We start from the raw sequence: 12632 nt of genomic DNA, 5'->3' as shown, positions 1-12632 counted from the left end.
GTTATTCTGCCTGTCTCTGTATTATTACCAGTCACTGTTTGTTTTCTTGCCCGGCCTTTGAAACCGGCGTATCAGTTAATAAAGGAGCCCAACCTACTGCAGCACCGCTGTCATAACGTAAGTCAACATAAGCCACACGCTTCTCCGTGTTTTTCAGCAACACAGGATAAAGTTCAATAAAACGTTTTATCCGCTCCATTTTATCTCGACTTCCTAACTCTAACCGGATATCGTTATCCAGTATCAGCTGCCAAGAATTACGTGCTGTCATGATCACTGCTTTCAATTTAATTTGATGTTCTGCAAGCAGCGCAGCCATTGAGCGATACCCTTCTAATACCTCTTTTTCTTTGCCTTCCGGGCCATACAGCATCGGATACTGTCCATTGACGCTGCGTTCCATCGGCAAGCTGAATACCCGACCTTCTGCATCCAGCATTTGCGTATCGTTCCAACGGACATAAGGTACATATTCTACCAGATGTATTTTCAGTTCATCAGGCCATTGTTTACGCACAGTGACCTGCCGAATCCATGGCAATTGTTCAATCTTCTCTTGAATGACATTGACATCCTGTGTCATGAATGTACCGGGAGTTCCCAGTGACAAAATAGTCTGCCTGACATCATCATTCTTGGTGTAATGGCGTTCACCAGTTAACACCAGTTTTGAGAGCGGTAATCTATTTGAGTCCTTCATCCAATCCAGTGTTATCCAGCTTCCCCAAATGATGGTGCCAACCACCATCAGAAAGAAGATAATCCCTGCCAGATAATAACCATTACTGGGACGAGATCCCTGAGTTTCACTTTCCCGCTCTCGCTCCCGGATATTCCGGGCTGCCTGTGACATATCAATCAGCCAATTCCAAAATTCTCGCTACGAGTTGAGAAAAGCTGAGTCCGGCCTGACGCGCTGCAATAGGTACCAGACTGTGACTGGTCATGCCCGGAGAGGTATTCACTTCCAACAGATAGAAGTTACCATTGCCGTCATCCATGATATCGACCCGTCCCCAGCCACTACATCCCAACGCTTTGTACGCTCTTGAAGCAATATCTGCCAATTGCTGTTCTTTTTCAGCACTCAAGCCGCTTGGGCAGAAATATTGCGTTTCATTGGAAATATATTTTGCCTCGTAGTCATAAAATACGTCCGGCGCTTGAATGCGGATAGAAGGAAGCGTTTCATCCCCCAAAAATCCCACGGTATATTCAGGGCCAAATAGCCACTTTTCAACCAAGACTTCGGTGTCGTACTGAAATGCCAGTTCCAATGCACCACGTAGTTCGGGATAGTCACTGACTTTGGTCATTCCCACACTGGAACCTTCCAGATTGGGTTTAACCATTAATGGCAATCCTAATTCTTGAACATACTCTTTGAGTTGAAAATCACTAACTTGTTCAAATTTTTGGGAATTAATCACGACATAAGGAGAAACAGGTAGTTTTGCTCCCTGCCATAGCTGTTTTGTGCGTAATTTATCCATTGACAAGGCAGAAGCCATCACGCCACTTCCAGTGTAAGGAAGCTGCAAAAACTCTAACAAACCTTGCAGAGTACCATCTTCACCACCACGACCATGCAGCGCGATAAAGATTTTACTAAATCCTTCTTCTTTGAGTTTAGTCACATCAAAGTCTTTTGTATCGACCGAATAGGCATTAATGCCTGCTTCTTTCAGCCCAGTCACTACAGCTTGTCCTGATTGCAATGAAACTTCACGTTCAGCAGAAGTTCCACCCAACAGAACAGCAACTTTATCAACCATGATGTTCTTCCTCTTTAAAAGATGGCTGCAATTTTGTTTCAGCCAGATTGCGCGCTATTTTACCGATATTACCGGCACCCTGTACTAAGATTAAGTCGTTGTTTTCTATCAACTGTGACAGTATGACTGAAACTTGCTCAGGCTCTGACACAAAAATCGGATCTAATTTTCCACGGCTACGGATAGTACGGCATAAAGAACGACTGTCTGCTCCCGGGATCGGCGTTTCACCTGCTGCATACACATCCAGCATCAATAGAACATCTACCTGTCCCAACACATTGGCAAAATCATCATATAGATCACGGGTTCTGGTATAACGATGTGGCTGAAAAACCATAACAATACGTTTATCCGTCCAGCCTGCCCGTGCTGCTTTAATTGTGGCGTCCACTTCAGTTGGGTGATGACCATAATCATCTACCAGCATGACACTGCCTTCTTTGCTGTTAACATGCCTGAGTGAAAATTCACCCAGAAAATCAAACCGACGCCCTGTTCCCTGAAATTCAGCCAGTGATGCCAGAATATCAGCATCACTGATACCTTCTTCTGTCGCTACTGCCACGGCAGCCGTCGCATTCAGCGCGTTGTGGCGACCGGGAGCATTTAACACGACATGCAAATCCGGCAAATCATACCGACTGATAGTGAAAAACCCCTGCGCCCCTTTCTGTTCATAATGGGTAATACGAACGTCCGCTTCCTCGCTGAACCCGTAAGTCGTGATATAACGGCCAATACGTGGAATCAATTCCCTCACAACGGGGTCATCAATACACATCACAGCACGACCATAAAACGGCAGGTTATGCAGGAAATTAACGAATGTCTGTTTCAGGTTCTCAAAATCACCCTGATAAGTATCCATGTGGTCAGCTTCAATATTGGTGATAACTGCCATCATGGGCTGTAAATGCAGGAAAGAGGCGTCGCTTTCATCTGCTTCAGCAATCAAGTAGCGACTACTGCCCAAACGGGCATGTGTTCCTGCCGCCTTCACCAGTCCGCCATTCACGAATGTAGGATCAAGACCCGCCTGTGCGTAAATACCCGCAATCATTGCTGTCGTCGTCGTTTTTCCATGTGTTCCCGCAATGGCAATACCGTGACGATAACGCATTAATTCCGCCAGCATTTCGGCACGGCGGATCACAGGGATCCGGGCCTCACGGGCAGCCAAAATTTCTGGGTTTTCTGCGGAGATAGCCGTGGATGCAACGACTACGCTGGCACCCCGCACATTTTCCGGACGGTGATTAAAATAAATAGTTGCACCCAGTGCAATCAGCTGCTGTGTGACAGGATTGGGTGCCAGATCAGAACCACTTATCTGATAACCTTCATTAGCCAACACCTCGGCGATACCACCCATGCCGGCACCACCAATGCCGACAAAGTGGATATGCCTGACTTTTCTCATCTCAGGCACTGAAGTTCTTAATTTCGCCAACTGTTGTGTATTCACGTTTTAATTTTCACTCGTTATGTTTACGTCACCGCTCTACTTTCTATTTAGAACCAGAACGGCCTGAATGATTTTCTACAGCATCAATTAGCGCTGCTGCCACACGTTCGGTCGCATTAATGATGGCAACGGAGCGTGCCTTTTCTGCCATTTCCAGCAATTGCGGGCGTTGCCATTGCGTTAACAGTTCTGCCACTGCATCAGCCGTAAATTCAGGCTGTTCAAGTATCGTTGCAGCTCCCGCTTTTTCCAGCGGCAAAGCATTCCAATATTGCTGACGATCTTTATGCTGGAACGGAACAAAAATCGCGGGTAAGCCTGCGGCAGAAATTTCGCTAACTGTCAATGCACCGGAACGGCACACGACAATATCTGCCCACGCATAAGCCTGCGCCATATCATCAATAAATTCAGTCACTTTAAATTCAGACTTGACTGAATTTTCATATTTTTTATTTGTTTCTTCCTGTGCGCCCTTTCCTGCCTGATGCCATAATGTGATTTTATCACCCAGACGAGCGGCCACTTCTGGCATAGTTTGGTTCAGAATTCTTGCGCCCTGACTTCCCCCGACGACCAATACCCGAACAGGGCCTTCACGGTCAGTCAAACGTTGAGCCGGTACAGGTAACGCCAATACATCTTCCCGCACGGGATTACCGACAACCGGCGCTTTAGGGAATGCCCCCGGAAATGCCTGTAATACAGTTTTTGCGATTTTTGCTAACCAGCGGTTAGTCAATCCTGCAATCCCATTTTGTTCATGCAGTACAACCGGAATGCCACACAACCATGCTGCTATTCCTCCCGGTCCGGAAACATATCCTCCCATTCCCAGAACAACATCAGGCTGATAACGACGCATAATGGCTTTTGCCTGTTGAATCGCTTTAAAAATTCTAATGGGAGCGGCAAGCAACGCTTTTATGCCTTTGCCCCGTAATCCTGAAATCTGGATAAATTCGATATCAATTCCATGTTTCGGAACTAAATCCGCTTCCATACGATCAGCCGTTCCTAACCAGCGGATATCCCAACCCTGCTCTTTTAAATGATGGGCAACCGCCAGTCCGGGAAATACATGACCGCCCGTACCACCTGCCATCACCATTAAACGCCGGTTTTTGCCACTCATTTAGGGCTCCTTACGAACGCCTGTGCTTTTGTCAGACGCACTTCATAATCAATTCGCAATAATAAGACGATGGCTGTTGACATCACTATCAAACTGGAGCCACCGTAACTCACCAAAGGCAATGTCAGGCCTTTCGTTGGCAACATACCTGCCGCAGCACCAACATTAATGAATGCCTGAAAACTGAACCAAACACCAATTGCACAAGCCAGAAAACCTGCAAACCGTTGATTAAGCTGTAATGCCCGGCGACCAATCATCATTGCGCGGAAAGCGACGAAGAATACCATTGCCAACACTAAAACCACACCGAAATAACCTAATTCTTCAGCAATAATTGAGAAAATAAAGTCAGTATGGGCTTCCGGCAGGTATTCCAATTTCTGGACTGAATTACCCAGTCCTTGTCCGAAGAAATCGCCACGACCAAATGCCATCAGCGATTGGGTTAACTGATAACCGCTGCCAAAAGGATCTTCCCATGGATCCAGAAAAGAGGTCACTCTGCGTATACGGTAAGGTTCAGCAACAATCAGTACGCATACAGCAAATATTCCACAACCAATGATAGCGAGGAACTGCCACAATTTAGCGCCAGCCAGAAACAGCAGTGCCAGTGTTGTTACAAACAGCACAATCACCGTTCCTAAATCTGGCTGCGCCAGCAACAGGATAGCCAAAGCAACCATGACGCCCATCGGCTTGCAGAATCCCCAGAAGTTATTTCTCACTTCTTCTACTTTTCTGACCAGATAACTGGAGAGGTAGCAAAAAAGCGACAACTTCGACAATTCCGCTGGCTGAATACGCAATGGACCAATCGCTACCCAGCGCGATGCCCCGTTGACCGAGCTACCGACAAACAGCACCACCACCAACATCATGATCGTACCGATCAACATGACGTAACTGTAACGCTGCCAGAATTCCATCGGAATGCGCAGTGTGATCAGCGATAAGAAAAAGCACAGCGACAAATAAACCGCATCACGTTGGGCAAAGATAAACGGATCTTTAGCGAGGCGCTGACCAACCGGCATTGAGGCTGATGTCACCATGACAAAGCCGATCACAATCATCCCCAATATCATCCAGACCAGAGTACGATCATACATGACAGTATCTGTGGCATCGGCCTCCACATTTCCCGTCAGCCAATTTTTAAATTTACCAAGGCCTGGAATGGTCATTAACCTAACTCCTCTGCCAAACGGGCAAACACATGACCACGATGTTCAAAACCATTGAACTGGTCAAAGCTCGCACAAGACGGTGACAGCAATACCATGTCGCCAGCAACCAATTTGGAGGCAATTTCTCTCATCGCCTGTTCCATCGTCTCTGTCAGCATAGAAATTTCAGGACGTAGCTGCGCCAACTGATTCCCATCACGACCAAAACAGTAAAGGCGAATATTGTTCCCCGATATATAGGGCTTCAACGGGGTGAAATCTGCCGCTTTGCCATCTCCCCCCATTAAAAGATAGAGTGTACCTTCCAGTCTTAATCCACTCAGTGCCGCTTGAGTACTGCCGACATTTGTTGCTTTAGAATCATTAACCCAGCGAACGCCATTTCTCATATGAACCACCTGAAAACGGTGTTCCAATCCTGAATAAGTACGTAATGCCTGAAAGCTGGCTTCACGCGGAATATTTACAGCATCAGCCAATGCCAAGGCGGCCAATCCATTGGTGTAGTTATGTCGCCCAGCCAGTTGCAGTTCACGGGTCGCTAATACGGGCGATTGATTGACCACCAGTTGTTGATGCTCACTATCAAGTTGGTAATCCCCACTGTCCACACCAAAACTGATACAGCGGCTGTCTTTTCCTGCCTCCGGTAACGTCAAAGCATCCTGCTCATTCACTACACAGACCCTTGCCTGATCGTAAATCCGCAATTTTGCAGCACGATACTGAGACAATCCATCAGGATAACGAACCATATGATCTTCGGTTACATTCAGTACAGTCGCTGCCGCTGCTTTCAGGCTATAAGTCGTTTCGAGTTGGAAACTGGACAATTCCAGTACGTACAACTGACATGGGCGTTTCAGCAATTCCAGCGCCGGAACGCCAATATTCCCCCCGACACCCACTTGCCATCCGGCTTCTTTTGCCATCTCTCCGACTAATGTGGTCACGGTGCTTTTACCGTTTGAACCGGTAATGGCAACAATCGGGGCTGTGGCTTCACGGCAAAACAGCTCTATATCCCCGATAATTTCAACACCAGCATCAGCCGCTGCCTGTAATTCAGGTGTTGCCAGTGCAATTCCCGGACTGGCAACAATTAAATCAGCGTCCATCAACCACTGAACATTTAAACTGCCGGTATGACACTCAACTTCGTCAGGCAGCTTATCGCTGCCCGGTGGCACAATACGGGTATCCATCACTCGTGGAATCACACCCCGACCGATGAAGAAATCAACGCAGGAGAGACCTGTCAGCCCCAGTCCAACGATAACGATTTTTTTATTCCCGTATGCCGTCATGAGTCTCTCAGTCATGATTAACGTACCTTCAGAGTTGCCAGACCAATCAGCACCAGCATCAGAGAAATAATCCAGAACCGCACAATAACGCGCGGTTCCGGCCAGCCTTTCAGTTCATAGTGATGGTGAATCGGTGCCATACGGAAAATACGCTGTCCACGCAGTTTGAATGATCCGACCTGCAAAATGACAGAGAGCGTTTCCACCACGAAGACTCCACCCATGATGACCAGCAGAAACTCCTGACGCAGCAGTACTGCGATGGTGCCCAATGCCCCCCCCAGCGCCAATGAACCCACATCGCCCATGAACACTTGTGCCGGATAAGTGTTAAACCACAAAAAGCCCAATCCGGCACCCACTATCGCAGTACAGACGATGACCAATTCACCCGCATGACTCAGGTAAGGGATATGCAGATAGTTGGCAAAATTCACGTTACCCGTTGCCCATGCCACCAATGAAAAGCCCGCCGCAACCAGCACGGTTGGCATGATAGCCAGTCCATCCAAACCATCAGTCAGGTTAACGGCGTTACTGGTTCCTACAATCACGAAATAAGTCAAAAGGATATACAATATCCCAAGCTGCGGCATGACCTCTTTGAAGAATGGCACAACCAATTGGGTCGCTGGTGTATCTTTACCGATGCTGTACATAGTAAATGCCACACCCAATGCCAGAACGGATTGCCAGAAATACTTCCAGCGGGCAATCAGCCCTTTGGTATCTTTGCGAACCACTTTACGGTAGTCATCCACAAATCCGACAATGCCGTATCCCAATAACACCACCAATACACACCAAACATAGGGGTTATCCAAACGGGCCCAGAGCAAAACAGAGATGGTGATGGAGAACAGGATCAGCAGTCCGCCCATGGTGGGTGTCCCACGTTTACTGAAATGGGATTCAGGGCCATCGTTGCGGACAACCTGACCAATCTGCAATTTTTGCAGGTAAGCAATCAAGGTTGGCCCCATCCATAACGCAATAAACAATGCAGTAAGCAGGCCGACGATGGCTCTGAACGTCAGATAAGAAAAGACGTTAAAGCCAGTGTGATATTTAACCAGATGTTCAGCCAGCCAAACTAACATTGGAAGTTCTCCTTCAGTGAGTTCACTACCTCTTCCATCGCGGCACTGCGTGAACCTTTAATTAATATGGAAATCATTTCGTGTTGTTCCAGTAAAGAAAGCAGAGCTGCAACTAATTCAGTCTTGTTCGTGAAATGTTGCCCCCGGCCACTCGCATCACTGATATGAGTACTGAGTACCCCGACACTGAGCACTTTATCTATGTTCGTTGAAACCACGGCTTCTCCCACCTCACGGTGGCACTCAACTGCCTGTTCCCCCAATTCGCCCATATCACCGACCACCATGACCCGGTGACCAGACATTTGTGATAGCACATTCGCCGCCGCAATCATTGAGCCGGGATTCGCGTTATAGGTATCGTCCAGCACCACTTTTCCCTCTGCGAGGCGAATAGGAAATAAACGACCGGCAACAGCCTTCAGCTCTGATAATCCGGTACGAATATTCTCCAGCGATGCACCAACTGAAATTGCGAGAGCGCTGGCTGCCAACGCATTGGCAATATTGTGTTTCCCCGGTAGTGGCAGTGTCAGCTCGATATTGCCAATTGGGGTGTGGAGGGAAAAATGTGTTGCCAACGGTTGTTCCGAAACATCCGTTGCATAAAAATCAGCACCTACCGTTGATGAAGCGGAAAAACGCCATACGACCTGCTGATCACTAATGCTGTGCTGCCAATTATCCCAGTCATTGCTATCCAGATTGATAATGGCTGTTCCGTTTGGAGCAAGGCCATCAAAGATTTCTCCCTTTGCCTTTGCCACTCCCGCTAAAGAGCCGAACCCTTCCAGATGAGCAGAAAACAGGTTATTGACCAGCGCACTTTCAGGGCAGGTCATTTCAGTCGTATAGGCTATTTCGCCAATATGGTTAGCGCCCAGCTCAATCACAGCAAATTGATGTTCATCGGTCAGCCTGAACAGGGTCAATGGCACACCAATGTCATTATTGAAGTTTCCTGCGGTATAAAGGGTATTTCCGCGCTGACGCAGAATCGCCGCTGTCATCTCTTTTACTGATGTTTTTCCGGATGAGCCTGTCAACGCCACGACCCGTGCCTTGCTCTGCTGACGAACCCAAGCGGCCAGTTTACCCATCGCCAAACGGGGGTTTTCCACGACAACCTGAGGACAGTCAACCTCAAGACAACGACTGACCAGTAAAGCACCCGCCCCCAGTTTCACTACATCAGCAGCGAAATTATGGGCGTCAAAATTTTCCCCTTTTAAGGCAATGAATAAACTGCCACTGACGATTTTGCGGCTATCGGTTTCTACGGTATGAATTCGGATAGTGGCAGCCTGCTGCTCGGTAACATGATATAGCGTTCCATCAGTTAACCGGGCCAATTGCTGAAGTGTAAGCGGGATCATGCGATTACCCCCAGCAAACGTGCAACAGTCAGGCGATCTGAATAGTCTAAACGACGATTGCCGATCAACTGGTAATCTTCATGGCCTTTACCTGCCACAAGAACGACATCATCTTCTGTTGCCTGCATAATTGCACTGGTCACCGCTTCAACACGCCCATGAATTGCCATCACTCGTCCCGGATCGGCGAATCCTTTCAGTATATCCGCCACAATACGCTGTGGTTCTTCACTACGAGGGTTATCATCAGTAACAACCACGCGATCAGCACCCTCTTCAGCAACGCCTCCCATCAATGGGCGCTTACCTGTGTCACGATCACCACCACAACCGAATACACACCAGAGTTGACCTTTGCAATGTAGTCGAGCCGCAGACAACGCTTTTTCCAAAGCATCAGGTGTATGAGCATAATCTACGACAACAGTGGGACGACCATCGGCAGAAAAGACTTCCATACGCCCACAGACGGGTTCGAGGCAGGAAGCAGTTGCCAGCAATTTTTCCAGGGGATATTCCAGTGACAACAAAGTCGCAAGTGCCAATAGCAAGTTGCTGACATTGAATGCTCCCATCAGAGGGCTATTGAGCGTTCCGCTTCCCCAACTGGAAGTGAATGCAATGGAAGCACCTTTGTCGTGATAATCGACTTCATTGGCTGATAACCAATACCCCTGCCAATTTTCCGGCAAACGGTTCTCCATCGTCACAGCAACCGCTTCTGGCAAGCGGGACAACCATTTCTGTCCCACCGCATCATCAGCATTAATGATTTTTTGTTTTACATCGTGTTTTTTTGCATCATGATTACTGAATAGCATCCATTTGGCATTTTCGTAATTCTCCATATCACCGTGATAATCAAGGTGATCACGGCTTAAATTCGTAAAAACGGCCGCCTGAAACGGTAATGCCGCCACTCTTCCCTGAATTAATCCATGCGAAGAGACTTCCATCGCGGCAAAAGTCGCTTTTTGATTAACGAGTTGTTGTAAATCAAGTTGAATATCAACAGCAGAGCCGGTGGTGTTTTCGCTTGGCACGATCATGCCCAGCAAACCATTTCCCACCGTTCCCATTACGGCACTGGTTTCTCCGAGCCCTTGGCTCCATTGCGCCAGCAATTGCGTTGTTGTCGTTTTCCCGTTGGTGCCTGTCACACCTATCAACTTCAGCTTATTACCCGGATGTTGATAAAATGAACCTGCCAGCTTTGACAATTTATCATTTAAATCATCCAGATATATAACCGGCACACCATGCATCGTCTGCATAGTGCCGTTATCCACTTTTCCCTTCGCTTCTGCAATCACCGCAGCGACGCCCTGAGCAATGGCTTGAGGAATATATTTTCGACCATCTGTCTGATGCCCTTGAATCGCAACAAACAGATCTCCGGCAGCCGCCTTACGGCTGTCCAATGTCATTTCGCGCAGCGGAAGCTCCGGTGTATCGACACCCCACGGAGCCAATAAATCGCGTAAATTACGATCTGCCACTTTCATCCTCTTTATTGATTAATTACAAATTCGTTTTTATTACCCACCGGCAATGCATCTGGTTCAACATTCATGGTACGCAGAACACCACTCATGATGGTTCCAAAGATGGGCGCCGAAACCGCACCGCCATAATATTTACCTGCTTGTGGATCATTAATGATTACCACCAGTGAAAATCGTGGATTACTCGCCGGTGCAACACCGGCGGTATAAGAAATATACTTATTAACATATCTGCCATCTGGCCCGACTTTTTTTGCCGTGCCGGTTTTAATTGCAATTCGATAGCCTTTTATCGCGGCCCGTACACCACCACCTCCCGGTAATGCGACGCTCTCCATCATGTGTACGACTGTCCGCATGACTGGCTCAGGAAATACCCGGGTCCCCGGTACAGGAGGATCGACCTTGGTAATTGACAATGGGCGATAAACGCCCAAGCTGCCTATCGTTGCATAGACCCGCGCTAACTGTAATGGTGTTACCATCAGCCCGTAGCCGAAAGAAAAGGTGGCCCTATCAAGATCCGACCACCGTTGTTTATTTGTTGGAAATAAGCCACTGCTTTCTCCGACCAGCCCCAAATTGGTCGGTTTTCCCATCCCAAAGCGTAAATAAACATCTACGACCTCTGAGGCAGGCATCGCTAACGCCAGCTTGGAAACACCAACGTTACTCGACTTCTGTAAAATTCCGGTGATAGTTAACTCAGAACGCGGAGCAACGTCTTTGATTTGATGCCCCCGCGAACCATACGTTAATCGATATGGTCTGGTATCCAACACCGTATTTTCTTTGACAATTCCACTGTCCAGCGCACTCATCACCACCAGCGGTTTCACCGTCGAACCGGGTTCAAAAATATCGGTGATGGCACGGTTACGCATCGTATCTTTCGGCGTTCCAGACAAATTATTCGGGTTATAAGATGGACTGTTTGCCATAGCCAATACTTCGCCCGTATTGACATCGAGCAGTACCGCTGTACCTGATTCGGCTTTATTCAGTGAGACAGCTTTGGTCAGTTCGCGATAAACCAAAGTCTGAAGGCGTTCATCAATGCTGAGCATCAGATCGTGGGCAGCCCTGCTATCCGTAGATGCGATATCCTCAATGACACGCCCTGTACGATCTTTTCGAACCGTCCGGCTTCCCGGCATTCCTGTCAGCCAACTATCAAAACTTTTTTCGACACCTTCAATTCCCTTGCCGTCAATATTAGTGACTCCGATAATATGCGCTGTCACCTGCCCTGCCGGATAATAGCGGCGAGATTCCTGACGCAAATAGATACCGGGTAACTTCAATTTCTCAACATAGTCACCGATGGAGGTATTTACCTGACGGGCAAGATAAACAAAACGCCCATTGGGATAATCACTGATTTTTCGGGTTAATTGTTCAAGCGGAATAGAAAGTGCGTCAGACAAGGCCTTCCAGCGGGTATCATCTGTAATGCCTCCTTTTTCAAACACTTCTTTGGGATCTGCCCAAACAGCATCGACAGGCACACTGACAGCCAGTGGACGCCCGTTTCGATCGTTTATCATGCCACGGGAGGTTGGGACAGATTGAACACGCAGGGAACGTGAATCACCCTCTTTGACTAATCGGTCGGGATTGATGATCTGCAAATAAGCAACTCGAATCAAAAGCCCGATTAAAGCAAACCCAATGCCTCCACACAGCAAGGCAAATCGCCAGCTCACAAAACTTGCTTTATCTTCTTGCTTTTTCAACTTTAAAGAGCGTGCAGCTTTCATCGCCTACCTTTTG

Annotated in this window: 9 protein-coding genes and 1 pseudogene; all 10 read right to left on the bottom strand. The window is 47.8% G+C overall.

Features of this window, described 5'->3' with window-relative positions; all coding sequences use genetic code 11:
* Positions 1 to 31 precede the first annotated feature (31 nt).
* Positions 32 to 853, bottom strand: coding sequence for a cell division protein FtsQ (gene ftsQ / locus FE394_RS01585; protein WP_319924642.1), 822 nt, complete (start codon positions 851 to 853; stop codon positions 32 to 34).
* 1 nt (position 854) lies between these two features.
* A complete protein-coding gene (locus FE394_RS01580; protein ID WP_319924641.1) occupies positions 855 to 1775 on the bottom strand; it encodes a D-alanine--D-alanine ligase in 921 nt (306 codons plus the stop codon).
* The gene (murC, locus tag FE394_RS01575; protein ID WP_319924640.1) at positions 1768 to 3243 is read right to left on the bottom strand and encodes a UDP-N-acetylmuramate--L-alanine ligase; all 1476 of its coding nucleotides are present in this window, start codon (positions 3241 to 3243) and stop codon (positions 1768 to 1770) included. The genes FE394_RS01580 and murC overlap by 8 nt, the downstream gene beginning before the upstream one ends.
* Before the next feature lie 43 nt (positions 3244 to 3286).
* The gene (murG, locus tag FE394_RS01570) at positions 3287 to 4378 is read right to left on the bottom strand and encodes an undecaprenyldiphospho-muramoylpentapeptide beta-N-acetylglucosaminyltransferase (protein WP_319924639.1); all 1092 of its coding nucleotides are present in this window, start codon (positions 4376 to 4378) and stop codon (positions 3287 to 3289) included.
* Complete coding sequence (gene ftsW / locus FE394_RS01565; RefSeq protein WP_319924638.1) at positions 4375 to 5568, bottom strand: cell division protein FtsW; 1194 nt, start codon at positions 5566 to 5568, stop codon at positions 4375 to 4377. Before ftsW ends, murG begins: the two co-directional genes overlap by 4 nt.
* Positions 5568 to 6878 (bottom strand): UDP-N-acetylmuramoyl-L-alanine--D-glutamate ligase, encoded by a 1311-nt coding sequence (gene murD, locus FE394_RS01560; protein WP_419836286.1) that lies wholly within the window; start codon positions 6876 to 6878, stop codon positions 5568 to 5570. Before murD ends, ftsW begins: the two co-directional genes overlap by 1 nt.
* 17 nt (positions 6879 to 6895) lie before the next feature.
* Positions 6896 to 7978: a phospho-N-acetylmuramoyl-pentapeptide-transferase gene (gene mraY, locus FE394_RS01555; protein WP_319924636.1), complete on the bottom strand. Its 1083-nt coding sequence runs from the start codon at positions 7976 to 7978 to the stop codon at positions 6896 to 6898.
* The gene (gene murF / locus FE394_RS01550) at positions 7972 to 9354 is read right to left on the bottom strand and encodes a UDP-N-acetylmuramoyl-tripeptide--D-alanyl-D-alanine ligase (RefSeq protein WP_319924635.1); all 1383 of its coding nucleotides are present in this window, start codon (positions 9352 to 9354) and stop codon (positions 7972 to 7974) included. Before murF ends, mraY begins: the two co-directional genes overlap by 7 nt.
* Positions 9351 to 10853: a UDP-N-acetylmuramoyl-L-alanyl-D-glutamate--2,6-diaminopimelate ligase gene (murE, locus tag FE394_RS01545; RefSeq protein WP_319924634.1), complete on the bottom strand. Its 1503-nt coding sequence runs from the start codon at positions 10851 to 10853 to the stop codon at positions 9351 to 9353. The genes murF and murE overlap by 4 nt, the downstream gene beginning before the upstream one ends.
* A pseudogene (locus tag FE394_RS01540) lies at positions 10840 to 12619 on the bottom strand (peptidoglycan glycosyltransferase FtsI). Before FE394_RS01540 ends, murE begins: the two are co-directional and overlap by 14 nt.
* Between the last annotated feature and the right edge of the window lie 13 nt (positions 12620 to 12632).

The organism is Xenorhabdus littoralis (assembly GCF_033949345.1).
Classification (GTDB): domain Bacteria; phylum Pseudomonadota; class Gammaproteobacteria; order Enterobacterales; family Enterobacteriaceae; genus Xenorhabdus; species Xenorhabdus littoralis.
Note: the sequence above shows the minus strand (reverse complement) of the source record. Positions and strands in the feature narration are given on the sequence as shown.